Origin of the sequence: Gordonia sihwensis, from assembly GCF_029632925.1 — a bacterium.
Taxonomy (GTDB): domain Bacteria; phylum Actinomycetota; class Actinomycetes; order Mycobacteriales; family Mycobacteriaceae; genus Gordonia; species Gordonia sihwensis.
In genome coordinates this window covers 127,390-153,133 of sequence record NZ_CP121248.1, presented here as the reverse complement: position 1 = coordinate 153,133, position 25,744 = coordinate 127,390, and the positions used below count along the sequence as shown (strand labels likewise).

Annotated in this window: 25 protein-coding genes and 1 riboswitch; of the genes, 13 read left to right on the top strand and 12 right to left on the bottom strand. The window is 68.5% G+C overall.

From position 1 onward, the window contains the following. The first annotated feature begins 88 nt into the window (after positions 1 to 88). Complete coding sequence (locus P5P27_RS00745; RefSeq protein ID WP_278125935.1) at positions 89 to 1,381, top strand: acetyl-CoA C-acetyltransferase; 1,293 nt, start codon at positions 89 to 91, stop codon at positions 1,379 to 1,381. Between the two features lie 23 nt (positions 1,382 to 1,404). On the opposite strand, the gene P5P27_RS00740 is transcribed toward P5P27_RS00745, so the two are convergent. Continuing rightward, a complete protein-coding gene (locus P5P27_RS00740; protein ID WP_006897003.1) occupies positions 1,405 to 2,361 on the bottom strand; it encodes a LysR family transcriptional regulator ArgP in 957 nt (318 codons plus the stop codon). 43 nt (positions 2,362 to 2,404) lie between these two features. Here P5P27_RS00740 and P5P27_RS00735 point away from each other — a divergent pair, with 43 nt between their 5' ends. The 4 genes from P5P27_RS00735 to P5P27_RS00720 all read left to right on the top strand — a co-directional run bounded on the left by P5P27_RS00735 (position 2,405) and on the right by P5P27_RS00720 (position 5,685). After that, the gene (locus tag P5P27_RS00735) at positions 2,405 to 3,055 is read left to right on the top strand and encodes a LysE/ArgO family amino acid transporter (RefSeq protein ID WP_278125934.1); all 651 of its coding nucleotides are present in this window, start codon (positions 2,405 to 2,407) and stop codon (positions 3,053 to 3,055) included. Positions 3,056 to 3,152: 97 nt separating this feature from the next. Further along, a complete protein-coding gene (locus P5P27_RS00730) occupies positions 3,153 to 4,394 on the top strand; it encodes an NAD(P)/FAD-dependent oxidoreductase (RefSeq protein ID WP_278125933.1) in 1,242 nt (413 codons plus the stop codon). A gap of 47 nt (positions 4,395 to 4,441) precedes the next feature. After that, complete coding sequence (gene arsC, locus P5P27_RS00725; RefSeq protein ID WP_006897006.1) at positions 4,442 to 4,804, top strand: arsenate reductase (glutaredoxin); 363 nt, start codon at positions 4,442 to 4,444, stop codon at positions 4,802 to 4,804. A gap of 11 nt (positions 4,805 to 4,815) precedes the next feature. Further along, the gene (locus tag P5P27_RS00720) at positions 4,816 to 5,685 is read left to right on the top strand and encodes an alpha/beta fold hydrolase (protein ID WP_006897007.1); all 870 of its coding nucleotides are present in this window, start codon (positions 4,816 to 4,818) and stop codon (positions 5,683 to 5,685) included. A 30-nt stretch (positions 5,686 to 5,715) separates the two neighbouring features. Here P5P27_RS00720 and P5P27_RS00715 read toward each other — a convergent pair whose 3' ends face one another. Then, positions 5,716 to 6,882, bottom strand: a complete 1,167-nt coding sequence (locus P5P27_RS00715; protein ID WP_278125930.1) for an ATP-grasp domain-containing protein — start codon at positions 6,880 to 6,882, stop codon at positions 5,716 to 5,718. Positions 6,883 to 6,964: 82 nt separating this feature from the next. On the opposite strand from P5P27_RS00715, the gene P5P27_RS00710 reads away from it, so the two are divergent. Further along, the gene (locus P5P27_RS00710; protein WP_278125928.1) at positions 6,965 to 7,912 is read left to right on the top strand and encodes an EamA/RhaT family transporter; all 948 of its coding nucleotides are present in this window, start codon (positions 6,965 to 6,967) and stop codon (positions 7,910 to 7,912) included. A 7-nt stretch (positions 7,913 to 7,919) separates the two neighbouring features. Here P5P27_RS00710 and thiG read toward each other — a convergent pair whose 3' ends face one another. The 3 genes from thiG to P5P27_RS00695 all read right to left on the bottom strand — a co-directional run bounded on the left by thiG (position 7,920) and on the right by P5P27_RS00695 (position 10,055). Next, a complete protein-coding gene (gene thiG, locus P5P27_RS00705) occupies positions 7,920 to 8,717 on the bottom strand; it encodes a thiazole synthase (protein ID WP_006897010.1) in 798 nt (265 codons plus the stop codon). After that, a complete protein-coding gene (gene thiS / locus P5P27_RS00700) occupies positions 8,710 to 8,907 on the bottom strand; it encodes a sulfur carrier protein ThiS (protein WP_006897011.1) in 198 nt (65 codons plus the stop codon). The genes thiG and thiS overlap by 8 nt, the downstream gene beginning before the upstream one ends. Further along, entirely contained in the window at positions 8,898 to 10,055 is a 1,158-nt protein-coding gene (locus tag P5P27_RS00695; RefSeq protein ID WP_411815726.1) for an FAD-dependent oxidoreductase, read from the bottom strand. Before P5P27_RS00695 ends, thiS begins: the two co-directional genes overlap by 10 nt. Then, a riboswitch (TPP riboswitch) is annotated at positions 10,048 to 10,161 on the bottom strand. Its footprint overlaps the gene before it by 8 nt. A 43-nt stretch (positions 10,162 to 10,204) precedes the next feature. On the opposite strand from P5P27_RS00695, the gene thiE reads away from it, so the two are divergent. Together thiE and P5P27_RS00685 are read left to right on the top strand one after the other, a co-directional pair. After that, positions 10,205 to 10,882, top strand: coding sequence for a thiamine phosphate synthase (thiE, locus tag P5P27_RS00690; RefSeq protein WP_222110867.1), 678 nt, complete (start codon positions 10,205 to 10,207; stop codon positions 10,880 to 10,882). A gap of 259 nt (positions 10,883 to 11,141) precedes the next feature. Next, a complete protein-coding gene (locus tag P5P27_RS00685; RefSeq protein WP_039867667.1) occupies positions 11,142 to 11,504 on the top strand; it encodes a hypothetical protein in 363 nt (120 codons plus the stop codon). A 37-nt stretch (positions 11,505 to 11,541) separates the two neighbouring features. Here the strand turns inward: P5P27_RS00685 and P5P27_RS00680 are convergent, their stop codons facing one another. After that, on the bottom strand, positions 11,542 to 12,000 hold the full coding sequence (locus P5P27_RS00680; protein ID WP_006897015.1) for an NUDIX hydrolase: 459 nt from the start codon (positions 11,998 to 12,000) through the stop codon (positions 11,542 to 11,544). 129 nt (positions 12,001 to 12,129) lie between these two features. Between P5P27_RS00680 and P5P27_RS00675 the strand changes: the two genes are divergently transcribed. The 4 genes from P5P27_RS00675 (at position 12,130) to P5P27_RS00660 (ending at position 18,862) form a co-directional block, all read left to right on the top strand. Next, positions 12,130 to 13,578, top strand: a complete 1,449-nt coding sequence (locus tag P5P27_RS00675; protein ID WP_278125924.1) for a hypothetical protein — start codon at positions 12,130 to 12,132, stop codon at positions 13,576 to 13,578. Then, positions 13,575 to 14,558, top strand: coding sequence for a glutamate ABC transporter substrate-binding protein (locus P5P27_RS00670; RefSeq protein WP_278125922.1), 984 nt, complete (start codon positions 13,575 to 13,577; stop codon positions 14,556 to 14,558). Before P5P27_RS00675 ends, P5P27_RS00670 begins: the two co-directional genes overlap by 4 nt. A gap of 4 nt (positions 14,559 to 14,562) precedes the next feature. Beyond that, positions 14,563 to 17,007 (top strand): serine/threonine-protein kinase, encoded by a 2,445-nt coding sequence (locus P5P27_RS00665; RefSeq protein WP_278125921.1) that lies wholly within the window; start codon positions 14,563 to 14,565, stop codon positions 17,005 to 17,007. Positions 17,008 to 17,170: 163 nt separating this feature from the next. Continuing rightward, on the top strand, positions 17,171 to 18,862 hold the full coding sequence (locus P5P27_RS00660) for an AMP-binding protein (RefSeq protein WP_278125919.1): 1,692 nt from the start codon (positions 17,171 to 17,173) through the stop codon (positions 18,860 to 18,862). Positions 18,863 to 19,063: 201 nt separating this feature from the next. On the opposite strand, the gene P5P27_RS00655 is transcribed toward P5P27_RS00660, so the two are convergent. The 5 genes from P5P27_RS00655 to P5P27_RS00635 all read right to left on the bottom strand — a co-directional run bounded on the left by P5P27_RS00655 (position 19,064) and on the right by P5P27_RS00635 (position 24,445). Next, positions 19,064 to 20,287: an acetate kinase gene (locus P5P27_RS00655; RefSeq protein WP_278125918.1), complete on the bottom strand. Its 1,224-nt coding sequence runs from the start codon at positions 20,285 to 20,287 to the stop codon at positions 19,064 to 19,066. Beyond that, the gene (gene pta, locus P5P27_RS00650; RefSeq protein WP_222110869.1) at positions 20,284 to 22,434 is read right to left on the bottom strand and encodes a phosphate acetyltransferase; all 2,151 of its coding nucleotides are present in this window, start codon (positions 22,432 to 22,434) and stop codon (positions 20,284 to 20,286) included. Before pta ends, P5P27_RS00655 begins: the two co-directional genes overlap by 4 nt. A 55-nt stretch (positions 22,435 to 22,489) precedes the next feature. Next, positions 22,490 to 23,038, bottom strand: a complete 549-nt coding sequence (locus tag P5P27_RS00645) for a TetR/AcrR family transcriptional regulator (RefSeq protein ID WP_006897022.1) — start codon at positions 23,036 to 23,038, stop codon at positions 22,490 to 22,492. 68 nt (positions 23,039 to 23,106) lie between these two features. Beyond that, entirely contained in the window at positions 23,107 to 23,499 is a 393-nt protein-coding gene (locus P5P27_RS00640) for a DUF5709 domain-containing protein (protein ID WP_045537234.1), read from the bottom strand. A gap of 46 nt (positions 23,500 to 23,545) precedes the next feature. Then, positions 23,546 to 24,445 (bottom strand): cation diffusion facilitator family transporter, encoded by a 900-nt coding sequence (locus P5P27_RS00635; protein ID WP_006897024.1) that lies wholly within the window; start codon positions 24,443 to 24,445, stop codon positions 23,546 to 23,548. A gap of 100 nt (positions 24,446 to 24,545) precedes the next feature. On the opposite strand from P5P27_RS00635, the gene P5P27_RS00630 reads away from it, so the two are divergent. Beyond that, positions 24,546 to 25,115 (top strand): hypothetical protein, encoded by a 570-nt coding sequence (locus P5P27_RS00630; RefSeq protein WP_045537233.1) that lies wholly within the window; start codon positions 24,546 to 24,548, stop codon positions 25,113 to 25,115. Positions 25,116 to 25,121: 6 nt separating this feature from the next. Here P5P27_RS00630 and P5P27_RS00625 read toward each other — a convergent pair whose 3' ends face one another. Then, the gene (locus P5P27_RS00625) at positions 25,122 to 25,721 is read right to left on the bottom strand and encodes an HdeD family acid-resistance protein (protein ID WP_045537231.1); all 600 of its coding nucleotides are present in this window, start codon (positions 25,719 to 25,721) and stop codon (positions 25,122 to 25,124) included. Positions 25,722 to 25,744: the final 23 nt, after the last annotated feature.

Genomic DNA, 25,744 nt, shown 5'->3' with positions numbered 1-25,744 from the left:
TACCGAGGTCGGCGCCCGACCGGTTCGCGCCGAGTCCCGTCGACGGCCCCTCGAACGTTTACATCGGCTGATGGTAGCTTTCTGGACCATGTCACCTCGCGAACTCCAGAACGTCTATGTCCTGGGCGGTAACCGGATCCCCTTCGCTCGTTCCAACGGCGCCTACCTGGGCGAGACGAACCAGACGATGCTCACCGCCGCGCTGAACGGCCTCGTCGACCGCTTCGGTCTCCACGACGTACGCCTGGGCGAGGTGGCCGGCGGCGCTGTCGTCAAGCTCGCCCGCGACCACAGCCTCACCCGCGAAAGCCTTCTCGACACCCCGCTGTCGCGGGCTACTCCCACCGTGGACGTGCAGCAGCAGTGCGCCACCGGAGGCCAGGCCGTGGTTCACATCGCGAACAAGATCGCGTGCGGCCAGATCGAGTCCGGCGTCGCATGCGGTGCCGACACCACCTCCGATCCGCCGATCGGATTCGGTCCTCGGCTGCGCAACCGGCTCGTCCGGGTCAACGCTGCCCGCAGCCTCCCCGACCGCCTGCGCGAGGCCGTGCAGATCCCGCTGTCATTGGACTTCGACGTCCCCAGCCCCGCCGAGCGCCGAACCAACCTCGTTCCCGGTGCCGCCCAGGCGGTGACCGGCGCGGCGTGGAACGTCACTCGCGCCGACCAGGACCGCATCGCGCTCGACTCCCACCACAATCTGGCGCGGGCCTACGACGACGGATTCTTCGACGACCTGCTGACCCCGTTCGCCGGGCTCGCCGAGGACGACAACCTGCGACGCGGTCTGACCGCCGAACGGGTCGCGCCGCTCGCACCGTGTTTCGGCGGGCCCGACGGCACGATGACGCCGGCGAACTCGACCACGCTGACCGACGGGGCGTCGTCGGTCCTGATGGGCACGGCCGCGTGGGCGCAGAGCCGCGATCTGACCCCGCTCGCCCGGCTGGTGGACGCACAGAGCTGGGCGGTCGACTACGTGGACGGCGACCCGAAGACGCAGGGCGTGCTGATGGCGCCGGTGTACGCGGTCGACGAACTGCTGCGCCGCAACGGCCTCGCCCTGCAGGACTTCGACTTCTACGAGATCCACGAGGCATTCGCCTCTCAGGTGCTCTCGACGCTGGCCGCCTGGAACGACGATGAGTTCTGCCGGACGGCTCTGGGCCGCGACCGGGCACTCGGCGAGATCGACCGCAGCCGCCTCAATGTGTGCGGCGGCTCGCTGGCCACCGGTCATCCCTTCGGCGCCACCGGCGGCCGCATCGTCGCAACGGTCGCCAAACTCCTCGCCTCCCAACCGGGCTCGCGCGCGCTGGTCTCGATCTGCGCGGGCAGCGGCATGGCCGTCACCATGATTCTGGAATCGGCCGGCTGACCGACCGCGGTCGGCGGACGCGCTCAGCGGCTGCCCGACGGGCGGGCCTGCACGGCGGTCGCGCGACGGCGTGGCACCAGGCCGGCCCGCGCGTGCGCGACGATGATCTCGGTGAGCGCGGTCACGGCCGGCGACCGCAGCTTCCAGTACTGCCAGAACAGCGGTACGTCGACCGGCGTCTGCGACAGTTTCACCAGGTCTCGCCCGGTGTGCTCGTCGTCGAGATCCACTTCGGGAACCGCTCCCCAACCGATGCCGGCGGCGATGGCCCGCCGGTACTCCGCGGCCGCCGGAATGTAGTGGACGGGCGGTGAGATCGGTTCGGCGACGAGCTGTTTCAGCGTTTTGATCTGCAAATGGTCGTTGCTGTCGAACATCACCATCGGCGCGTAGCGCATGTCTCGGGCCCGTACGCCGTGGGGCAGCCAGTACTCGATGAACTCCGGCGAAGCGACCGCGAAGTACCGCAGGGAACCGAGTTCGATGGTCTCGCAGCCCCGCACACCGACCGGGTCGGAGGTGACGGCCCCGATCACGTCGCCCGACCGAAGCAGCGCGGTGGTGATCGACTCGTCGTCACGGTTGACGTCGATCGAGACGGCGTGCTCGCGGTGGAGTTCGGCGAGCACCGGAAGGAACCACGTCGCCAACGAGTCGGCGTTGCAGGCGATCGACAGCTCCACCCGCGGCAGATGCCTTGGGTCGCCGTCGAACTCCGGCGCGGTCCCGATCAGCGCGCCCCGGGCCTCGGCCACCAGGACCTCCCACTGTTCGCCGAGCCGGGCGAGCACCTCGCCGTCGACGGTCGGCGTCGCGGGCTTGGTGCGGCGCACCAGCACTCTCCCCACCGACTGCTCCAGCGCCTTGATCCGCTGGCTCACCGCGGACGGCGTGACGTGCAGCGATGCCGCCGCCGCCTCGAATGTGCCCTCACGGAGGACGGTGGCCAGCGTCACGAGTCCTTCAACCGGAAACTCCATATTAAGTCATTCTAATCTTTACTAAGAATCATTTGTTGGACTAATGTCATCGACGTTCCTAGCGTGGACTCACGTGATCAGCACGTACCTTCTCGCCGCGCTCGCCGGCCTCGTGACCGGCGCCGGCCTCATCATCGCGATCGGACCGCAGAACATCTATGTCATCCGGCAAGGCGTGAGTGGTGCCTACGTACTCCCGGTGATCGCGGTCTGCGTGGTCTCCGACATCGTCCTGATCAGCGCGGGAACGGCGGGGCTCGGCGCCTTGGTCTCCGCTCATCCGAGCGCCGTCGCGATCGCTGAGTTCGTCGGCGGCGGCTACTTGCTCGTCTTGGCCGCCCTCGCCGCGCGGCGCGCTCTTCGCCCTGGCTCCGGACCCGCGCACTCCGGCTCCGGACGGACCGTGGGGCTGTGGGCTGCACTGGGCACCGCACTCGCTCTGACCTGGCTCAACCCCCACACTTACCTCGACACGGTTCTCACCCTCGGATCGATCGCCAACAGTCACGGCGGCGCCAAGTGGTCGTTCACGATCGGCGCATGCACGGCATCCCTGATCTGGTTTCTGATGCTGGGCCTCGGCGCCCGGCGGATGGCGCCGGTGTTCGCCTCTGCGCGCGCGTGGCGCGTCCTCGACACCGCGATCGCCGCCGTGATGGCCGCTCTCGGCGTGATGCTGATCGCCGGAGCCTGAGTCGCACGCAGCGCGCCAGACGACGTCGCTGTACACCTCTCCCCGCGCACCGGACGTCTCTAGACTCGGCTGTACAGGCGAAGTGAGGAGAAGTGAGATGACCGGACCGAACCGACCCTCCGACCCCGTCGTGATCATCGGCGGCGGGCTCGCCGGAGCGAAGACCGCCGAGCAATTGCGGGAGAACGGATACTCCGGCGGCGTGGTGCTGATCGCCGCCGAGCGCGTCGCACCCTATGAGCGCCCACCGCTGTCGAAGGAGTTCCTCGCCGGAAGCAAGTCGCTGTCGGAGTTCACCGTCCACGACGAGGCCTGGTACGCAGATAACGACGTCGACCTGAGGTTGGGCGTGCGCGCCGAGTCCGTCGACACCGCATCGCGGACCGTGCGTCTCAGCGACGGCGGTGCCGTCGCCTACTCCGCACTGGTGCTGGCCACCGGGTCGACGTCCGTGCATCCGCCGATCGACGGCGCCGACGCGGCGGGCGTTCACTATCTCCGCACCGTGGACGAGGCGTCCGCGCTTCTGGAGACCTTCGGCGAGGGCAAGCGGCTCGCGGTGATCGGCGGAGGCTGGATCGGCCTGGAGGTGGCGGCCGCGGCCCGGCGTCGCGACACGGAGGTGACCGTGGTGGAGGCCGCCGATCAGCCGTTGCGGGCCGCGCTCGGACCCGAGATCGGCGCTGCCTTCGCCGATCTGCATCGCGCGCACGGTGTCGACCTGCGCACCGGGCGCAAGGTCTCGTCGATCACCGTCGCCGACGGCAGGGCCACCGGCCTCGAACTCGACGACGGAACGACCGTCACGGCCGACGCGGTCCTCATCGCCGTCGGAGCCCGGGCCGAGACCGGGCTCGCCGAAGCCGCCGGGCTCACGCTCGCCGACGGCGGGGTGGCCACCGACAGCCGGCTGCGGACCAGCGCAGCGGACGTGTACGCGGCCGGCGACATCGCCGCCGCCATGCACCCGATCCTGCGGACGCGGGTCCGCACCGAGCATTGGGCCAACGCTCTCAACCAGCCAGCCGTGGTCGCGGAGAACATCGTCGGGCGCGACACCGAGTACACCCGCATGCCCTACTTCTTCACCGATCAGTACGACCTCGGAATGGAGTACCGGGGCCTCGCCGAGGGCTACCGGCGCGTGGTGACGCGCGGCGACGTCTCCGGGCTGGAGTTCCTGGCCTTCTGGCTCGACGAGGCCGGAACCGTTCTGGCCGGGATGAACGTGAACATCTGGGACGCCGGCGACGACATCGCAGCCCTGGTGCAGGCACGGCGCCCGGTGGACGCCGCCGCGCTGGCCGACCCCGAAGTACCCTTGTCGAGCCTGATCTGACACCCGTTCTGCGCTCGTCCGCAGACACATACCGAAAGGACGACGCGGTGGACGCGACCATCTACTACAACGCGAGCTGCAGCAAGTCCCGCACCGCCCTCGACGCCTTGCGCGACGCCGGCGCCGACGTCACCGTCGTGGAGTATCTGACCGACACCCCCGACAGAGACGCACTCGCCGAACTGATCGCGGCCGCGGGCCTATCGGTGCGCGACGCGGTCCGGAGCGGGGAGCCGCTGTATGCCGACCTCGGTCTCGACGGAGCCGACGACGATGCGCTGCTCGACGCGATGGTCGCGCACCCGTCGCTCATCCAGCGGCCGCTGGTCGTCACTGACGCCGGGACCGTCATGGCGAGAACGCCGGAGAGTCTCCAGCGAATCGTCGAGGGTCTGCGCGGCCGCGAGTAACGTCGGCAGTCGTGACCGCGTCGAAGCCAGAGTCGAAGCCAGAACTGATCCAGACAGCCGCCGACGTTCGTATCGCCGCCACACGCGTCGGTGAGGGCCCCACCGTTCTTCTCAACGGCGGGCTCGGCATGCCGGCGGGTGTCTGGCAGTTCACCGGCGTGCCCGCCGCACTGGTGGAGGCGGGGTTCTCCGTCATCACCTACTCGGCGCGCGGACTCGTGCCGTCGTCCGCGCCGCCCGCGCCCTACTCGGTCCCGGAGATGGCCGATGACGCCGCCGCCGTGCTCGGCCACTTCGGGGTGGACGACGCCGTCATCGCCGGCTACTCGATGGGCTGCTACATCTCCCAGGTCCTCGCGTCGTCGTGGCCGGGACGGATCCGCGGTCTCGCAATGATCGCCGGGCTTCGGTCGTCCGCCATCGGGGAGATGGTGAACGAGATGGAACTCGGGCTCATCGAGCGGCTCGGTGAGATCCCCGAAGCGGTCACCGTCTTCGAACAACTGATGACCACTCTCGGACCGGGCATGCTCGGCGACGACCTGACCGTCCGCGCCTGGCGCGAGGTGCTGACGGCGGGCGAGCCGGTGTGGGCGTCACCGGACGGCCTCAAGGGCCAGCTCTCGGCGTCTCACGGATGGATGCTGGCCAAGGAGCCGACGCCCGAACGCCTCGCCGCGATCGACGTTCCGGCGCTCGTCGTCGCCTACCAGCACGACGTCTTCTTTCCGCCGTCGGGCAGTCGCGAAGCCGCGTCGCACATGCCGATCGCCGACTTCCACGAACTCGACGGACTCGCGCACGGCGGGCTCATGCTCGACCCCGATCGCCGCGCGACGGCCCTGCTGGTCGAGTTCTGCCGCAAGGTCACGGCGTCGTAGCCGCGCGGCTCCGTTCGGGGAGTGCGGCTCTCAGACCTTGTGCCCGTCCCACTCGTGGTCGTGCATGAAAGCCTCCGCGAGGCCCACCTTGTATCGGAATCCGTGACTCAGGATCGCCATGTAGGCCGGAATCAGCATCAGCGCGGGCAGCCGGTCCTCGGAATCCCAGATCACGTCGCTCGCCGCACGGAAGTCGCGCACGAACTGCCGCAGGCTGCGCCCACCTCGGCTGGACTTGCGCCAGCCGTAGAGGGTCATGCCGACGCCGATCATCCGAGTGCGGTTCTCGGGCGGGCTGATGATCTCGGTGTTCTCGCCGAAGAACGCGCGGTCGAGGCGATTCTGCCTGGTGTACATCATGATTCCGCTGGTGCCCCGCGGATTGCATTCGATCGTGTACAGCCCCTTCTCGGGGTGGTCGATGAAGTCGAGTCCCATGTGGCCGGTGAAGTTCACCGACTTCGCGAAGCGCTGCACCCAGTCGAGGATCGGCTGGTGATCGACCTGCGTGAAGGTCAGGCACGAGCTGCCGTCGATGGCGTAGTCGACGGGATAGGTGGCGTGGGCGAAGACCTCGCCGTCACGGCACACCGAGTAGGTGCAGTACCGGTCGCCCTCCATCCACTCCTGGGCGATCCACGGGTTGGTCTCGTCGTAGGTGAGGAAGTCGAGGGATTCGCCCGGCTGCGCCTTGTAGACCTTCTGCGAGCCGCGGGAGTACGTCTGCTTGATGGCGAAGGGCGTGTCGAAGTCGAGCCCGACCGTGTCCTGCGCCGAGGCCAGCTTCTTGAACTTGAGCGTGGGAAAGCCCCGCTCCACCAGCGCCTCCTGGAAGGAGAACTTGTTGTGGAGCATGTCCTCCACCTCGAATGGCGACAGGAACAGCTCGCATGTCGGCGGGAACAGACCGGCCATCATCGAGAGGATGTCGGTCTCCTCGTGGATGGGGATCACCATGTCGATGCCCTCGGACTTGACCAGTTCGGCGATCTCGCGGCAGTACTCCTGCGGCTTGAACTTGGGCGGACTGACCCGATGGAACGACGAGACGGCGTTCGAGAAGCGGCTCACCGTGATCGGGAGGCTGTCGCACGTCGACACCGTGTGCCCGGCAGCGGCGAACTGTCGCGCCAGGTTGAGCGTCAGAAACGACCTGCCGAAGGTGATGAGGACATGTTTGCGCGTACCGGAGACCACAGATACAGAGTAGACAAGTGAACAAGCCTCACGTGTAGCGTGTTCTTACCGAGTACTCATTCACGACTCAGGGGATTCTTCGTTGTACGTAATCGGGATCATTGCGGCGTCGATGGCCGCGGTGGCCTACGGAGTCTCGACCGTGCTCCGAGCACTCGGCGCCCGCCGGGTCGCGGTGGAGCAGCGGGAAGAGGGCAAGGCCGGGGTCGGCGGCGACAACTCGCCGTCGGTCGAGTCGACCTTCTCCACGCTCGTCGATCCCGCGTTCATCCTCGGGACTGTCATGGTCATCGTCGGCTTCGCGGGCGGCGCCGTCGCCGCGCGTTTCCTGCCGCTGTTCCTGGCTCAGTCGATCGTGTCCGCCAACCTCGTCGTCACGGCACTGCTCGGAACACTCCTGCTCAATATCGTTCTGCACACCCGTGACTGGGTCGCGATCTGGCTCGTGGTGCTCTCCCTGTTCCTGCTCGGCGTGTCGTCGTCCCCGGGCGTCAAGGACAGCGCGTCGATGACCTTCCACTGGGGTCTGATGATCGCGACCATCCTGCTGTGCACCGTCTCCCTGGTCGGCGTGTACCGGGGCGGTAAGTTCGCCGCGCCGATCGGCGGTGCCGGCGCGGGGCTGCTGTTCGGCGTGATCGCGTGTTCGGTCCGGGTGCTCGACGGCCTGGAGAAGTTCGACATCCTGACCATCCTGGGTGACCCCGCGGCGTGGTCGATCGCGATCGCCGGAGCGATCGGTTTCTACGTGCAGACGGTGACGCTGCAGGTCGGTGCCGTCAGCGGCGTGACCGCGATGCTGGTGGTCGGTGAGACCGCGGGCCCCAGCATCATCGGCGTGGCCTTCCTGGGCGACAGCGCACACCCCGGTCTCGGCTGGCTCGCGGTGGTCGGCTTCATCGGCGCCGTGGTCGGCGCGGTCCTCGTCGCCTGGTACGGCACCGGCGACCCCGACCACTTCGGGGAGGCCCCGCCGGAGAAGGGCGGATGGCGCCGCGGCCGCGAGCAGGTCGACGACGCGGACCGCTGACGCGTCCTCAGCAGATCGCGGAACGGCTCGGCGAGGATGCCTGCGCCCAGAACCGCTTCGGGATCCGGCCGGCGTGCGCGGCCAGGTATCCGGCGACGACGGCGTGGCGCATGGCCGCGGCCATCGCCGCCGGGTCGTCCGCGCGCGTGACCGCCGAGGCCAGCAGGACGGCGTCGCAGCCGAGTTCCATGGCCAGTGCCGCGTCGCTCGCCGTCCCGATGCCGGCGTCGAGCACCACCGGCACCTCGGCCCGCGCGACGATCATCTCGATGTTGTGTGGATTGGAGATGCCGAGCCCGGTCCCGATCGGCGAGCCCAGCGGCATCACCGCGGCCACCCCCGCGTCTTGCAGACGCAGAGCGAGGACCGGGTCGTCGTTGGTGTACGCGAGAACCTGAAAGCCGTCGGCGACCAGCGCCGATGCGGCGTCCACCAACTCGAGCGGATCGGGCAGCAACGTGCGGTCGTCGGCCACCACTTCCAGCTTGACCAGATCCGTCTCGCACGCCTCACGGGCGAGCTGCGCGGTCAGTACCGCCTCGGCCGTGGTGTGACAGCCCGCCGTGTTCGGCAGGACCGCGATTCCGAGGCGACGCAGCAGGTCGAGCACACCGGTCCCGGACTCCGGACTGATGCGGCGCATCGCCACCGTCGTCAGCTCGGTTCCGGAGGCGATCAATGCACGTTCGAGCACAGCGAGATTCGGCGCGCCGCCGGTCCCCGTGATGAGCCGCGAACCGAACTCGCGGCCGGCCACGGACAGCGGCGGCACCTCCCCGACCGGTCCCTGTGCTGTGTCAGCCACCCTGCACCGCCGTCAGGATGTCGATCTCGGCGTACGCACCGAGCGGTCGGTCCCACTCGGCTTTGGAACGCACCACCCCGTCCACGGCCACCGCGACTCCGCAGTCGGGCAGGTCGAGGTGGGCCAGCAGCCCGGTGACGGTCGGCGCGTCATCGAAGGTGACGGTGTCGCCGTTGACGGTCAGTTCCATGTCGGCTCCCTGTTGTCGGTGTTGTCAGTTGCGATCGGATCCACCCGCGAGTCCGGTCCGCGCCGATCCGGCGGTCGGAGGAGGGCGGCCACGCGCGCCGCGGTCCACGGGGCGAGCGCGATGCCGTTGCGGCCGTGCCCGGCGGCGACGAGAATCCGCTCGTCCACCCGCCGCACCACGGGCACACCGTCCGGCGACGACGGGCGGATCCCCGCGCCCGCCTCGGCGAGTTCGTAGGTGCGCAGTCCCGGCATCAGCTCGGCGGCGTCGGCGAGCAGATCGCCCACCCCGCCCGCCAGCGGCATCCGATCACCGTCGTCGTAGGCCTCGTACTGGGTGGCGCCCACGACCACCCCGTCATCCCTCGGCACCAGGTACAGGGCGCGCCCATGCCAGCGGGCCCGGATCACATGCGTCGGCGGCGGCACCGACCAACGTGTGCGGCGCAGTCGGAGGATCTCGCCCTTCTCACCGCGGAGTTCCACGCTCGGCAGCAGCCTGCGGGAACCGAGGCCGGCCGCGACCAGCACCTGATCCCCGGGGATCGTCGACAGATCGGTCACCCGCCCGCGCTCCCAGATCACTCCGCGGCTCTTGAGCGCGCGTTGCAGCGCGGCGATCAGCCGCCGGTTGTCGAGCGACCCCTCACCGACCGCGTGAAACCCTCCGGCCACGCCGCGCACCAGCGCGGGTTCGGCTGCACGCAGCTCGGCCGGTGTCATCGCGGGCAGCCGGTCGGCGTCGCCGGGCGACGTGGACAGCCCGAACCGCACCTGTGTCCGCAGGTGCTCCAGGTCGGCCGGCGCGGCACCGATCAGCAAGCTGTCGGCGGCCGTCCGCACGGTCGGATCCCCGAGTCGTTCGAGCAGGGCGGGCCATCGCGCCACCGAGTCCCGCGAGATCGCCAGCAGCCGGTCCTCGCCGGGATGTCCTTCTGCGAAGCAGCCGAGCATGCCGCCCGCGACGTGCGCGGCCCGCTCCTGCGGTCCGGCGTCGAAGACGCGCACCCGCCATCCGCGGTCGGCGGCGGACAGGGCGCACGTGAGGCCGACGACGCCGCCCCCGATCACCGACAGCTCACCGACTCGCTCAGTGCGAGGGTCCATCGGAGAGGCGATCTGTTCGCCGGATGCGGTTTCACCAGACATGACGTCAGCCTTCCTTCGCCGGCATGACCCGGATCAGGTGTGACGGTCAGCGCCGGCGCAGCGCACTCTCAGCCCGGCGGACCTCCGGACTCCCGTGTCGATAACGCCTCACAGTCTACCGCCCGGCATCGGCGACTACGGTGTCGGTCATGGATGCCCGCACTCGTCTCGCCACCTCCCGCCTGTACCTGTGCACCGACGCGCGGCGCGAGCGCGGCGACCTGATCGACTTCGTCCGGAGCGCTCTCGCGGGCGGCGTCGACATCGTCCAGCTGCGCGACAAGAATTCGCCCGGGGAACGCGAGTTCGGCGAGCTCACCGCCGTGCAGGAGCTGGAACTGCTGCGGCGGCTGCGCGAACTGACGCACGCCGCGGGTGCGCTGCTGGCGGTCAACGACCGGGCCGACGTCGCGGTCGCGTCCGGCGCCGACGTCCTCCACGTCGGCCAGGACGATCTGCCGCCCGCCACCGCCCGGCGCATCGTCGGCCCCGACGTGGTGATCGGCCGCTCCACGCACACCGTGGAGCAGGCGCTCACCGCCGATGCCGATCCCGACGTGGACTACTTCTGTACCGGCCCGTGCTGGACGACGCCGACCAAACCGGGCCGGGCGGCCACTGGACTGGAGTTCGTCAGCGCGGTCGCCGCGGCGCGGCCCAGCAAGGCGTGGTTCGCGATCGGCGGCATCGACCTGCCCCGCGTTCGAGAGGTCACCGACGCGGGCGGCGAGCGCATCGTGGTGGTCCGGGCGATCACCGGTGCCGACGATCCCGCGACCGCCGCGCGCGACCTCCGGACGGCTTGCCTTTCCGGCACGGCGGAGTAAGCTGCTTGCCATCATGACGTGGAAGCTTCTTGTAGCCCGCCGCAGCGGGGTCTGATTCGACCGACCCCCCGCTGCGGGGTTGTCGTCTCTCCACATTCTCTGAGCTCGTCGGTCATCGAATCTTCGACCGAAATGAAGGCTCCCGATGCGTTCCATTCAGATCCTGCCGACATCCTGTACCCGTAACGGATACGACCGTCCGCAGCAGTCCCGCTCCTCTCGGCGACTGCCGAACTGGTTCCCACGGGAGGCGGCCGACATGACCACTTCGAGTTTCGACCAGACCTACGCACCCGCCGGCGACATCGCGTTGGAGGCGATCACGATCGAGCCGGGTCGCGGCGACACCGTCACCTGCCGCGCACGGATCAATCTCGGCCGACGATGCCACGACGTCAGCGCCACCGCGGTCGGCGCCATCGGCGCGATGACCGAGGTGCTGTACGCACTGGGCGCGGGCGTCGAGATCGTCTCGCTGTACCAGCATCAGGAGGACGGCGAGACCGTCACCTACCTGCTCTGCGAACGCGATCTGCACCGGAGTTGGTCGTACGGCCGGGGCCGCACCGGCGACGAGGCCACCATCAACGCGCTGATCGCGGGAGCCAATCAGCTGGCGTGAGCTCGCTCAGGTGGGCCCGAGCTCGGGCGGGCCGGACTCAGGTGAGCCGGGCCAGCAGCCCCGGCCACGCCTTCGCCAGACCGGGATGCAGCGGCAGCTCGGCCACCGACTCGGCGGGCACCCAGCGCAGTTCGGCGGACTCCCCGTTGCCGACCGTCGCGACCGGCGAATCAGCCTTGGCGATGACCGTCGTGTAACTCCACTCCGGCGCCGAGTGCGTGACGATCGACTCGATCACCGCGACGTCCGACTCAGCTATCCCGGCTTCCTCGTGCGCTTCACGCACCGCGGCCTGTTCCACGCTCTCGTGCGAGTCGCGGGCACCGCCCGGCAGCCCCCACGTACCGCCCTGATGCGACCACACGGCGCGATGCTGGAGCAGCACCACGACGCCTGAGTCGGCCGGCGCGCACAGCAGCAGACCCGCCGCCCCGAAGCGTCCCCAGTAGCGCGCACCGTCCGCACCGAACACCCAGCCGTCACCGTCACCGCGCACCCTGCGACCTCCTGCACCGACCCACCGACTTCAGATCGGCTTCTCTGACGAATCACCGTACCGGGCTGTCCGTCTACTCGCAGCCGCGCCGACTAGGGTTGAGCGCAGCACATCCGAAAGGGACAACTCGTGGCCGGCCAGGTTTACCGAGTGCGCTCGGCACTCACGCATGCGGGCCGCAGTGTGCTGCCCGACCGTGGCGCGCCGAGCCCCACTCTGCGCCAGGTGATCGCCGACCGGCGCGAGATCGCCGCCATGACCCGCGAGCGGGTCTCGTCGCCGTTGCTGACGATGCGCTTCTACGCGACCACCACGCCCGGCAAACTCGTCATCATCCTGCTCGCGATGGTCCTCGCATGCGGTCTCACCGGCTGGTACTCGTCCGTCTCGCTCACCGAGCGAAGCCAGACCCTCGAAGCACTCGTCGACCGCGCCGAGCCGCAGGCCGAGGCCGCCGAGGTCCTCTACAGTTCGCTGTCGGTGGCCGACGCCGCGGCCAACTCCGCGTTCATCTCCGGCGGCCGCGAGTCCCCCGACCTCCGCGCGGAGTACACCGACTCCATCGCGACGGCGTCCTCCGCGCTCATCGCCGCCGCGGACGGACTGTCCACGGCGGCGGAGGTGTCCGAGCGCGACAAGCCCTCGCGTGACGATCTCGACACCATCGCCACCAGCATCCCGGTGTACACGGGCCTCATCGAGACCGCACGCACCAACAACCGGCTCGCGAACCCCGTCGGATCGGCCTACCTCAGCGAGGCCTCGTCATTGATGATCGAGACCATCCTGCCCGCGGCGCAACGCCTCTACGAGGACCGGTCGTCGGCGATCTCCGACCCCCAGCGCACCCTCACCGTCCCACCGTGGGGCGTCTACGTGGCGCTGCTGATCATCATCGCGATGCTGATCGTCACCGGACGCTATCTGGCCCGGCGCACGCGGCGCCACTTCAACATCGGTCTCATCGGCGCGCTCACCGCGATGATCCTCGGCACGGTCTGGCTGCTCATCTCGGGACTGCTGTCGGTGGCCGCGGCCAACACAGCGAAGACCGCCGGTGCCGATCCGCTGCACACGCTGACCACCATGCGGATCCTCACACAGCAGGCGCGGTCGGCCGAGACGCTGTCGCTGGTCCGCCGGTCCGATCCGGGAGAACTCGACGTCGGCTTCAGCAAGGATCTCGAGGAGATCCACGATCACGCCGACCAACTCGCGAACGACCCCGAACACGCCGACGACCACGGCCTGACGCAGCCGCTCACCGACGTCCAGTCGGCGCTCGAACGTTGGCGCAGTGCCCACGAGGAGGTGGGCCGTCGGCTGGCGAGCGGTGACTACACGGCCGCGCGGGCCCTGACCATCGGCAACGGCAAGATCAGCACCGCAACCGGATACAACGAGGTCAACGACGCGCTGGTCAAGGCGATAGGCCAGGCGCGCACCACGTTCCGCGACAACATCAGCACCGCCCAGCGTCTGCTCGGCTTCACCGGCACGGGTATCGGCGTGCTGTGCGGGGTGGCCGCCGTGGCGGTCGCGATCGGCCTGTTCCCCCGGATCCGGGAGTACCGATGACAGCCTCCGCGTCCGCCCGCCGCCTGATCGTACTGCTGTGTCTCATCGCGTCCGGCCTCACCGCATGCGCCACCGTGACCAGCACCCCCAGCGAGCCGCCGTCCACCACCGCGCACGCGCCGTTCCCGCCCGACGTCGGTTTCGGCGCGCAGCCCGACGCGCCGGCGCCCGACTCCGACTGCGCCGCGATCGCCGGACTCCGGCCGGGACCGCTGTCCGAACCGCGGCAGATGCCGCCCGGATCGACGATGGACCGGATCGCCAAGCGCGGACGGCTGATCGTCGGCACCGACCTCGGCAGCAATCCGCTGAGTTTCCGCGATCCGATCACCGGCGACGTCAAAGGATTCGACATCGACGTCGCGCACTGGATCGCCGAGGCGATCTTCGGGGATCCGAATCTGATCGAGTACCGGATGATCACGAACGAGAACCGAATCCAGGCGCTGGAGAACGGCGCGGTCGACGTCGTCGTCAAAACGATGTCGATCACGTGCGATCGGCTCAAGTCGATCGACTTCTCGGTGCCCTACTACGCCGCCGCCCAGCAGATCCTCGCGTACCGCAATTCGGGTATCTCACAGGCATCCGATCTCGCCGGGAAGAACGTCTGCGCCACTCGCTCCTCCACTTCCATCGCGCGTGTGGAACGTGCTGTTCCGAGCGCGAAATATCTCACCACCGCGAGTTGGGCCGACTGCCTGGTGATGATGCAGCAGGGGCAGGTGGACGCGATCACCTCGGACGACTCCATACTCGCCGGGATCGCCGCGCAGGATCCGTGGGTCCACGTGGTCGGCGACAGCCTCGGAACGGAGTACTACGGAGTGGGGATACCCAAGGGGCAGGATGACTTCGCGCGATTCATCAACGGCGTGATCGCGGCCCGCGAGGCCGACGGCAGCTGGCAGCGGTCCTACGACGAGTGGCTGTCGATCCTCGGGCCCGGATCCCCGCCGCCGACGATGTACCGGGATTGACGTGATGAGCGATATCAAGAAGAAGCGCAACAAGAACGGCGACGCCGAGCCGGTCGCCACCGAGGCGACCGAGCTCCCGGCCGAGACACAGGCCTCGGCAGTCGAACCCACACAGACCGAGGCCTCCGAGTCGGTCCAGACACAGGCGGGCACCGTCCCCGCGCCGATGGGCACTGTCGGGGACACCGCGCCTACGGCGACCGTCACCCAGTCGACGCAGGTGCGGCGGATCCTCGACGACATCGCCGCCTCACGCAGGAAGAGCCGCAAGAGCGCCCACGTCCACGACCGCCGCCTCGGCAGTGAACTGGTCCAGCTTCCCGAGATCACCGACATCGACCCCGCGGACGCCGTCCTGGCCGACCCGGTGATCGCGCCGAGCAAGCGCAAGTGCTGGAACTGCGGCGAGCCGGTGGGCCGGAAGTCGGGCCGCGGCAAGGGACCGCTCAGCGGCACCTGCTGGAACTGCGGGTCGCGGTACTCGTTCGTCCCCGGTCTCAAACGGGGCACGATGGTCGCCGATCAGTACGAGATCGCCGGCGCGATCGCGCACGGCGGCATCGGATGGATCTACCTGGCTGTGGACCACAACGTCTCCGACCGCCCCGTCGTCCTGAAGGGCCTGCTGAACTCGTCGGACTCACAGGCTCAGGCGGTAGCCATCGCCGAACGGCAGTTCCTCGCCTCGGTGAACGATCCGGGCATCGTGAAGATCTTCAACTTCGTGGAGGGCGTCACGGAGGACGGGCGGTCCGTCGGCTACATCGTGATGGAGTACGTCGGCGGTCACACGCTCAAACAGCTGACCACCAACGAGGACGGCACCTCATCGCTGCTCCCGATCGAGCAGGCGATGGCCTACATCCTCGAAGTGCTCTCGGCCGTCGGATACCTGCATTCGGTGGGCCTGGTCTACAACGACGTGAAACCCGACAACATCATGATCACCAGCGATGAGGTCAAGCTCATCGACCTGGGTGCGGTCTCCGCGATCAACGGGACCGGGCATCTCTACGGCACGCCCGGGTTCCAGGCTCCGGAGATCGTGCAGACGGGCCCGCAGATCGTCACCGACATCTACAGCATCGGCCGCACACTGGCCGTCCTCACCGTCGACATGCCGATGGCCGACGGCCGATACCTCGACGGACTGCCCGACCCGCGAACCACTCCGCTGTTCGTGGAGAATCCGTCGTTCTACTTCCTGCTGCACCGGGCCACATCCCCCGACCCCGCCGAACGATTCTCGTCCGCGGAGGAGATGACCACGCAGGTGCTCAACGTGCTGCGGGAGACCGTGGCGCTGCACACCGGCGTCCCCCGGCCCTCCATGTCGACGGTCTTCACCCCGCAGCGCTCGACGTTCGGCACCGAACTCCTGCTGGCGCCCGTGGACGGCTTCTTCGACCCGAAGGACGCGGCGATCCACGACCCCGCCGACATCGCGCGAGCGCTGCCGGTGCCGCTCGTGGACCCGACCGATCCCGCCGCGAGCGTCCTGACCTCGGCCGCTCTCTCGTACCCGCGGCAGACGCTCGACACCATCCGCGCCGCGCGCGCCGACGGGTACAAGGCGCTCATCGCGACGGACGACGCCGACGACGGCGCCGGACCGCAGCACCCGTCGATGGAACTCGACCTCGCCGAAGCGCGCGCCCATCTGGAGCTCGGCAATCTCGACACGGCGCTGCAGTTGCTTCGGGAGGTCGCGGTCCATCACGGGGACTCGTGGCGGCTGCACTGGTATCTGGGCATCTGCTCGCTGCTCAACGCCGAGCCGGAACTCGCCTTCGACCGCTTTCACGAAGTGCTGGAGGCGATGCCCGGTGAGGTGGCGCCGAAGCTGGCGGTGGCGGGCACCGCCGAGCTGATCGGTTACTGGCTCTCCGCCGAGGAGTACACGTCCAACGACCAGATGGCGCAGGTGGAACGCTGGTACGAGATCGCGCGGCAGAACTATCACGATCTGTGGCTGACCGATCACAGCATCGTGTCCGCAGCTTTCGGGCTGGCCAGGATGATCCTGGCGGAGGGACGGTACGATGCCGCCATCGAGCCCCTCGACGAGGTACCCACCACGAGCCGGCACTACGGCACCGCGCAGATCTCGGCGATCATCACCCTCGTCCACGGTCGCCCGCCGAGCGAGGTGACGAGGTCGGAGCTGTTCGAGGCGGCCGAGCGCTTCGAAGAGATCAGCTGGGACGATCCCCGGCGCGGCCGCCTCCAGCTCATCATCCTCGGCACGGCTCTCGGGTGGATCGACGCTCACCTCGACGAGGACTATCCGGCCGACGACTTCCTCGGTTTCCCGTTCAACGAGCACGGTCTGCGGGCCGGAACCGAACGCTCTCTCCGCGAGCTGGCGAAGGCGACCCGCGACAATCGCGCCCACCGTTTCCTGCTGGTCGACCTCGCGAACCTGATCCGGCCCGCCACCCTGTTCTGACCGCCGCAACTCCCCAGGCTGGTAGAGCGCCCCCAGGCTCGTTGAGCTCCTCCCCAGGCTGGTTGAGCGAGCGAAGCGAGTCGAAACCACCGCACCCACCCACCACACCCACACCCCTCTTCGGAGGGTGGCCGCACCCGACTGTGATGTGGATCATGTGACCATGACCACGAGTACCGAGCTCTACCGCAGCAGCCGCGACCAGATGATCGAGCTGATCCACGATTACGACCGCGCCGTCCGCGAGTTCCGCTGGCCGGAGATCACCGGCACGTTCAACTGGGCCATCGACTGGTTCGACAGCTTCGCCCGCGGCAACGACCGTCTCGCTCTGTGGATCACCGAAGAGGACGGGTCGGAGGTCAAAGTCACGTTCGACGAGATGGCCACGAACTCCGATCGCGTGGCGACGTGGCTGCGGGGTCTCGGCATCACGAAGGGCGACCGCATCGTCCTGATGCTCGGCAATCAGGTGGAACTGTGGGAGCTGATGCTCGCGATCATGAAGCTCGGCGCGATCGTGATGCCGACGACCGCGGCTCTGGGCCCGGCCGATCTCACCGACCGGATCAAACGGGGCGGCGCGAGCTGTGTGATCGCGAACGCCGCGGACACCGCCAAGTTCGACACCGTCGAGGGCGACTATCGGCGCATCGTGGTCGGCGGCCACGTCGCCGGCTGGACGTCGTACTCCGCCAGCGCCGATGCCGAGTCGGCCGGACCGTTCGAGTCGACCACCCTGGTGGGCGACCCGATGCTCATCTACTTCACCTCGGGCACCACCAGCCGGCCGAAGCTGGTGGAGCACTCGCAGATCAGCTACGCCGTCGGCCATTTCACGACGATGGCGTGGATCGGCGTGAAGCCGGGCGATGTCCACCTGACCATCAGCTCGCCCGGCTGGGCCAAGCACGCGTGGAGCCTGTTCTTCGCGCCGTGGATCGCGGAGGCGACGATCTTCGTCTACAACTACTCACGGTTCGACGCCGCCGCCCTCATGGGGCAGCTGCGACGGGCCCGCGTCAACACCTTCTGCGCCCCGCCGACGGTGTGGCGCATGCTGATTCAAGCGGATCTGGGAGAACGGCCGGAGGGGCTGCGCGAACTGCTCGGCGCGGGCGAACCGTTGAACCCCGACGTGATCCGTCAGGTCGAGCAGTCGTGGGGTCTCACGATCCGCGACGGCTTCGGGCAGACCGAGACCACGCTCCAGGTCGGCAACACACCCGGCCAACCGGTGAAAGCGGGTTCGATGGGCCGTCCGATGCCGGGCGTTCCGGTCACGCTCGTCGATCCGCTGACCGGTGAGGTCTCTGACGACGGCGAGATCTGTCTGGACCTCGCCCGGCACCCGATGAACCTGATGACCGGTTATCTCGGGGATCCGGAACGCAACGAGCAGGTGATGGCCGGCGGCTACTACCACACCGGCGATGTGGCGCACCGCGACGAGGACGGCTACATCACGTACATCGGCCGCACCGACGACGTCTTCAAGTCGTCCGATTACAAGGTCTCGCCGTTCGAGTTGGAGAGCGTGCTGATCGAGCATCCCGCCGTGGTGGAGGCCGCGGTGGTTCCGCAGCCGGACGACACCCGTCTCGCGGTGCCGAAGGCCTACGTCGCACTCGCGGAGGGATGGGAGCCCACCGCCGAGACCGCGAAGACGATCATGGAATACGCCCGGGACCATCTGGCGCCGTATCTGAAAGTGCGCCGCGTCGAGTTCTTCGAACTCCCGAAGACCATCTCCGGGAAGATTCGACGTGTGGAACTGCAGCAGCGCGAAGCCGCGTCGCATGCGGCGGGAGAGGAGATCGTCACCGAGTTCCGGTACGAGGACCTGGTCGTGTGACTCTGCCGGGGTGCGGGAGTTTCGACTCGCTCCGCTCGCTCAACAGGCCTGAGGGAGGGTCGCTCAACAAGCCTGAGGGGGGAGGGAGTCGACTGCACAACGCAGTTTCGACTCGCTCCGCTCGCTCAACAGGCCTGAGGGGAGAGTCGGTCAACCAGCCTGGGGGTGGGAGTCGCTCAACCAGCCTGCGGGGGAAGTCGCTCAACCGGCCTGTGAGGTAGAGCCGGCGACAGCGACGGCCTGGCGGGCGATGGCGAGTTCTTCGTTGGTCGGCACCACGAGGACCGTCACCTCGGAGGAGTCGGTGGAGATGACACGCGGCTCACTGCTGCGGACCGCGTTGCGTTCGGCGTCGATCTCGATGCCGAACCTCTCCAGCCCCGCCAGCGAATCGGCGCGCACCGCCGCCGCGTTCTCCCCCACTCCGGCGGTGAACACGATGGCGTCGGCGCCGCCCAATTCGATCAGATACGCCCCGATGTACCGGCGCAGTCGGTGCAGGTACACGTCGTAGGCCAGGCGCGCCGCGGCGTCGCCCGCCTCGACCCGCTCGAGAATCGCGCGGAAGTCGTTCTCCCCGCACAGCCCCTTGAGCCCGGATCGCTTGTTGACGAGCGTGTCGATCTCATCGACCGACATCCCGCCCACCCGCGCGAGTTGGAAGACGATCCCGGCGTCGATGTCTCCGGTACGGGTGCCCATCACCAGCCCCTCGAGCGGCGTCATCCCCATCGTGGTGTCGACCGGGCGCCCGCCCGCCACCGCCGACATGGAGGCGCCGTTGCCCAGATGCAGCACGATCTGGTCGACGTCGGCGTAGTCGCGCCCCAAGAACTCTGCGGCCCGGCGCGAGACGTACTCGTGGCTGGTGCCGTGGAAACCGTAACGCCGCACCGCGTACTCCTCGGCCACGGCGGCGTCGAGCGCATAGGTGGCCGCCGCATCGGGCAGGTCGTGGAAGAACGCGGTGTCGAAGACCGCAACAGCCGGCACGTCCGGCAACAGTGCCGACACCGCGTCGATGCCGACGAGATTGGCCGGATTGTGCAGCGGGGCCAGCGGGCAGATCCGCTCGATCTCCGAGCGCACCACGTCGTCGATCAGAGTCGGCTCGAAGAACGAGCGCCCGCCGTGCACCACGCGATGGCCGACCGCCGCCAACCCCGAGTCGGCGACGTCCACACCGTCGGCGGCGAAGAGTGCGAGGACCCGCGCGATCGCCGCCTCGTGGTCGGCGAGCGTCTCCTCGACCTCCACGTCGTGACCGCGGTACCAGTGCTTGATCCGCGACGCCGACTCCCCGATCCGCTCGGCGAGCCCGTCGGCGATCACCTCTTCGGTCACCGGATCGAGGACCTGGTATTTCAGCGACGACGACCCGGCGTTGACCACGAGCACCGTCCCGTCGATCGGTGTGCGGCTCATGCGTCGCTCCCGTTCTCTTCCCCGCCCGGGGTCTCGGTTCGCGGTCCCCGCTCCGTGGCGGCGAGGGCCTTCTTGATGTTCTGCGCCTGAATCGCGGTGATGGCGACGGTGTTGACGATGTCGGAGACGAGTGCGCCGCGAGACAGATCGTTCATCGGCTTGTTGAGTCCCTGCAGCACCGGGCCGATGGCGATCGCACCGGCGCTGCGCTGCACCGCCTTGTACGTGTTGTTGCCGGTGTTGAGGTCCGGGAAGATCAGCACCGTCGCGCGCCCGGCGACCGGCGAATCGGGCATCTTCGCCGCCGCGACCGAGGGTTCGATCGCCGCGTCGTATTGAATCGGCCCCTCCACCAGCAGTTCCGGCGCTCGCTCGCGAACCAGCTCGGTGGCGGTGCGGACCTTGTCGACGTCCTTGCCGGAGCCCGACCCGCCCGTCGAGTACGAGAGCATCGCGACCCGCTGCTCGATCCCGAAGGCCGCGGCCGTCTGCGCCGACGACACCGCGATGTCGGCCAGTTCCTCGGCCGTCGGGTCGGGAACCACCGCGCAGTCACCGTAGGTCAGAACCCGATCGGCCAGGCACATGAAGAAGACGCTCGACACCGTCGACACCCCGGGCACCGTCTTGATGATCTCGAATGCCGGCCGGATGGTCTGGGCGGTGGTGTGCACGGCACCGGACACCATGCCGTCGACGCGGCCGGTGTGCAGCAGCATGGTGCCGAAGTACGACTCGTCGCGCACCACCTCCGAGGCCCGTTCCAGCGTCATTCCCTTGTGCTTGCGCAGTTCGGCGTAGATCGGCGCGAACTCCTCGGCGAGCTCCGAGGTCGCCGGGTCGATGATGTCCACCTCGGACAGGTCGACGCCGAGTTCGTTGGCGCGGCGCCGCACCGAGTCCGGGTCGCCGAGCAGCGTCAACTCCGCCACACCGCGACGCACGAGCCGGTCGGTGGCCCGCAGGATCCGATCGTCGCCGCCTTCGGGCAGGACGATCCGCTGACGGTCCGACTTGGCCTGCGCCAGCAGCTGGTACTCGAACATCTGCGGGGTGACCACCTCCGGTGTGTGCAGATCGAGTTCGGCGAGCAGGTCCTGCGGGGAGACGTACCGTTCCATCAGACTCATCGCCGCGTCGATCTTGCGGACCGACCCGCTGACCATCGCGCCTCGGGTATGCGCGGCGATCCGCGCCGTCTCATAGGTTCCGTGATCGCACGCGATGATCGGCAGCGTCGGACGGAGCCCTTTGACCAGGGCGTCGATCATCGGGTGCGGTCGCAGACCGCCGTTGATGATGATCCCGGACAGCCGCGGAAAGCCTTCCGCCGCATTGGCGTTCACCAGGGCGAGCAAAACGTCCGACCGGTCCGCCGGTGCGATCACCACCATCGACTCGCTGAGCCGCTCGAGGATGTGCTCGACGGTCATGCCGCCGACCATCACCTCCAGCGCCTCGCGTTCGAGCAGGTCCGCCTCGCCGGAGTACAGAACTCCGTCGAGCGCTTCGCAGAGTTCGGCCATCGTCGGCGCCACCAGGAGCGGCTCGTCGGGCAGCGCCCACGTCCGCACGTCCACCGATCCGAGCGCGGCCGCCACCTCGAGCAACCGGTCGGGATCGCAACGGTTGGCGACCACGCCGACAGTGGTGGCGTGCGCGGCCTTGATGTCGGCCATCAGCATCTCGGCGACCGCCTTCACCTCCTGCGGCTGGCGCTCGAAGGCCTTGACCACCAGGATGATCGGCGCCGACAGATTGGCCGCGATCCGCGCGTTGAAACTCAGTTCGGACGGCGAGGCGACGTCGGTGTAGTCGGATCCGATCACCAGGACGTTGTCGCATTGCTCGGCGACGGTGTGGTACCGGTCGACGATCTCGGCGACGGCGGCGTCGGGGTCGGCGTGCACGTCGTCGTAGGTGACGCCGATGCACTGCTCGTAGGGGATGTCGACCGACGCGAACTGGTGCAGGAGGTCGAGGATGTAGTCGTGTTCGCCGGCGGCGGCCCGAGAGATCGGCCGGAAGACGCCGACCCGTCCGCCCGCAGCCGTGAGTACGGCGAGCACCCCCAGCGCGATCGTGGATTTGCCGGTATCGCCTTCCGCCGACGCGACGTAGATGCTGCGGGCGCCCGTGCCAGTCATGCATCCGAGCGTAGTCGGTCGGGACGCATTGCTCGGACCGGCCGCCTCCGGCCCGTCACCGGACGACGGCACGCACCACCATCTCGGCAATCTCGTCGTCGGACATCACGCTGTCGGGGACGAGCATGCAGGAGTACACCACGCGGACCATGAACTCGCTGCCCGCGCGGGGGTCGGGGTACAGCACCGCTGCCTCGTCGTCCTGCACATCGGGCGCCGTGGCGTCGACGATCATCTCGATCAGCGACGGCCGCTCGGAATCGTGCGTGGTGATCAGGGCCCGCACCACTTCCTCGGGTTCGTTCCGGAGGACGTACTGCAGCGCCTCGTGCTCGCGGATGTAGGCGAGGCTGCCGCGGACGCGTTCACGGATCCGCTCGCCGGGGTCGGGCTGATCGGCACCCCACACCCGCAGCTGCGTCCGGAGCTGCTCGAGTTCGCGCGCCATGATCGCGGCGACGAGCGCATCGCGCCCGCCGAACATGCGGTAGGCCGTGGCGCGTGCGACGCCGGCCTGCCGCGCCACCGAGGTCAGGCTGAGGGCTTTGGCCCCGAAGCGCGACACCAGTGCGACGCCCACTTCCACCAACCGGTCACGATCCATGGGTTGAACGGTATCGAATCCCACTACCGTTCCGGGCGGATGTCTCGTCTCGATTGGACGAGAATCACTCACTCCTCGTCGATGTAGTGCATGGCCGCCTCTTCGGCCGAAGCGCCCGCGCCGTCGACGCCGGCGTCGGTCGCGAGCAACTGGTTGTCCACATCCGGACCGACGCCCTCGTCCGGCGCGATCAATCGCCCCGCCCGCCGGTCGCCGACCTCGTCGCGCTCTGGGAAGTCCGGGTCGCCGTCCTCGTCTGCATAGCCGACGTCGGGCACCTCTTCAGCGAGTCTCTCGTCGAGACAGTCGTGCTCGTGGGATGCAGGCGCGTAGTCGGGCGGCGAGTAACCGCGGTCGAGGACGTCCGACAGTTCGCTGTCGGCGAGAGTGTCCGCCGGCTGCAACTGATCGGTGTCGTCCTGGTCGTACTCGCCACCTTCGTACGAATCACGAGCGCTCATACTTCCAGGCTAATGCTTCGGCGTCCGCGCGTGGACGTGTTCTCCGCTACCTTCGCCACGGCTCGTAGCTGCGCGGATCCTCGATCGGTTCCAGGTGAATCGTGGGTACGAGGTCCTCGACCTCATCGTGCAGCGCGGCCTCGACCTCCTCGAGCAGGTCGTGTCCGCGCTGCACGGTCCATTGGCCCGGCACCAGCATGTGCAGCTGGACGAATCGCAGATGGCCGGCCTCGCGCGTGCGTACGTCGTGGAAGTCGACGCCGTCGCCCCGGAATCGGTCGAGGACCCGGTCGATCGCCGCGCGTTCGGCATCGGGCACCGCCGAGTCCATCAGCCCGCGCGTCGACTGGCGCACCAAGCGGTAGCCGACGAAGACGATGTTGACCGCGACGGCGATCGCGATGAGCGGATCGAGGATCGTCCAGCCGGTGAGTGCCACCACCGCGACTCCGGCGATCACGCCCGCGGTGGTCCAGACGTCGGTCATCAGATGCTTGCCGTCGGCCTCGAGCGTCAGCGACCGGTGCTGTCGGCCCGCGCGGATCAGCTGCCACGCCACCGCGGCGTTGATCACCGACGCCAGCACCGAGACCGCCAGACCGACGCCCACCGATTCGAGGTCACGCGGATTGAGCAGCCGGTCGACGGCCGTCACGATGATGACGATCGCGGCCACCACGATCATCACTCCTTCGACCACCGCGGAGAAGTACTCGCTCTTGACGTGACCGAAGTTGTGCTCGTCGTCGGCCGGCTTCGCCGCGATGCGCAGGGCGATGAACGCCACCACGGCGGCCACGAGGTTCACCACCGACTCGGCGGCGTCGGAGAGCAGACCCACCGATCCGGTCATCCACCACGCGACCATCTTCAGCGCGATCACCACGATCGCCGTCACGATGCTCAGCAGTGCCCACCTGGTCAGGTCCCGTGTCTGTTCCACCACACCGGAATCATCCCGCACGCCGGCGGGTCGCGCACCATCCGACGCCACGGAAAGTCGGCATTACGCTGCGGATTCTTCCGCACAGGGGGAGCATTGAAGCATGCTCGACGAGTTGAACGACCAGGCCCGCGCCGACTACGACTCCGGCGAGTTCAGCACGGCACTCGCCGGCTTCTCGGTGCTCCGCGAGATCCGTTCACGCCGCGAGGGCCCGTATTCGGTGAAGTACCTCGAGGCACTCCACAACAGCGTCCGCTGCATGTCGATGCTGGAGATGTGGGACGACGCCGACCTCCTGTGCAGCGAGTTGCACAGCAAGTACGTGCGCACGCTCGGTCGCGGTCAGGAGGTGACGGTCGACGTCGCCAAACACTGGGCGTGGGCGATGGTGCACCGCCACGACCTGCGACCGGCCACAGCACTGTATCTGACCACCGCCGACGCCATGTGGGATGCGGACGCGCCGGGCGCGCGCCGTCTCATCGGCGCGGCGGCCGTCGTCCCCGACGCCCGACCGGCCGAGATGGTGTGGCGGGGCCGGGTGGACGGTGTCCCGATCGCGCACACCGACGAACTGCTGGCGGTGCTGGGCGCCGTCGCCGAACGGCTCGCGGAACACGCAGACGCCGAGCCGACCCTCACCCTGGACGGTTTGGCGCTCACCGGCTGAGCTCGGTCAGATCACCGGTTCCTCACGCTCGATCCTGGCGGCCAGCGCGCTGACCTTGCCCGGCACGGTGAACAGCGTGACGACGCTGACCACGATGAGCAGCACCGCGAGGATCCACAGGATGGTCGAGAGGGTCCAGACGGCGGGCAGCACGATCATCGCGATACCCGCGAGCACCGAGACCACACCCGAGAGCATCACCAACCAGCGGGGCGCCATGGTGACCGTGAAGCGCGACCCGAGCAGATCCTGCAGACCGCCGATGATCCATCCGATGCCGATGAAGACACCCAGGAGCACCAGCGACTTGGACGGGTTGATGGTGGCGAGTACGCCGACGGCGAGCACGATTCCGCCGAACACGCCGAGGAGCAGCCGGGTCCCCGCGGTCGCCCGGGTCAGCGCGAAGGCGACGAAGAGCCGGAAGAGCCCGGCGACGATGAGCGAGATGCCGAACAGCACACCGATCACGGCCAGTGTCGCGGCGGGCCAGACGAGCGCGACGATGCCCAGCGCGATTCCGACGAGCGAGGAGAAGATGACGAAGGTCCGCACGGCGCCGACCGCGTCGTTCGGGAGAACCGACGGCGATGCTTGAGTGGTCATGCACGCAGCGTAGCGTGCAGACC

Coding starts and splice junctions, on each gene's coding strand:
- thiS (WP_006897011.1), bottom strand. CDS start 8,907: ATGGAACTGACCGTCAACGGCGACACCGTCACCTTCGATGACGCGCCG.
- P5P27_RS00630 (WP_045537233.1), top strand. CDS start 24,546: ATGCTCGACGAGTTGAACGACCAGGCCCGCGCCGACTACGACTCCGGC.
- P5P27_RS00735 (WP_278125934.1), top strand. CDS start 2,405: ATGTCATCGACGTTCCTAGCGTGGACTCACGTGATCAGCACGTACCTT.
- P5P27_RS00640 (WP_045537234.1), bottom strand. CDS start 23,499: ATGAGCGCTCGTGATTCGTACGAAGGTGGCGAGTACGACCAGGACGAC.
- P5P27_RS00730 (WP_278125933.1), top strand. CDS start 3,153: ATGACCGGACCGAACCGACCCTCCGACCCCGTCGTGATCATCGGCGGC.
- P5P27_RS00655 (WP_278125918.1), bottom strand. CDS start 20,287: ATGAGCCGCACACCGATCGACGGGACGGTGCTCGTGGTCAACGCCGGG.
- P5P27_RS00745 (WP_278125935.1), top strand. CDS start 89: ATGTCACCTCGCGAACTCCAGAACGTCTATGTCCTGGGCGGTAACCGG.
- P5P27_RS00695 (WP_411815726.1), bottom strand. CDS start 10,055: ATGTCTGGTGAAACCGCATCCGGCGAACAGATCGCCTCTCCGATGGAC.
- P5P27_RS00660 (WP_278125919.1), top strand. CDS start 17,171: ATGACCACGAGTACCGAGCTCTACCGCAGCAGCCGCGACCAGATGATC.
- P5P27_RS00670 (WP_278125922.1), top strand. CDS start 13,575: ATGACAGCCTCCGCGTCCGCCCGCCGCCTGATCGTACTGCTGTGTCTC.
- thiE (WP_222110867.1), top strand. CDS start 10,205: ATGGATGCCCGCACTCGTCTCGCCACCTCCCGCCTGTACCTGTGCACC.
- P5P27_RS00625 (WP_045537231.1), bottom strand. CDS start 25,721: ATGACCACTCAAGCATCGCCGTCGGTTCTCCCGAACGACGCGGTCGGC.
- pta (WP_222110869.1), bottom strand. CDS start 22,434: ATGACTGGCACGGGCGCCCGCAGCATCTACGTCGCGTCGGCGGAAGGC.
- P5P27_RS00685 (WP_039867667.1), top strand. CDS start 11,142: ATGACCACTTCGAGTTTCGACCAGACCTACGCACCCGCCGGCGACATC.
- P5P27_RS00740 (WP_006897003.1), bottom strand. CDS start 2,361: ATGGAGTTTCCGGTTGAAGGACTCGTGACGCTGGCCACCGTCCTCCGT.
- P5P27_RS00665 (WP_278125921.1), top strand. CDS start 14,563: ATGAGCGATATCAAGAAGAAGCGCAACAAGAACGGCGACGCCGAGCCG.
- P5P27_RS00645 (WP_006897022.1), bottom strand. CDS start 23,038: ATGGATCGTGACCGGTTGGTGGAAGTGGGCGTCGCACTGGTGTCGCGC.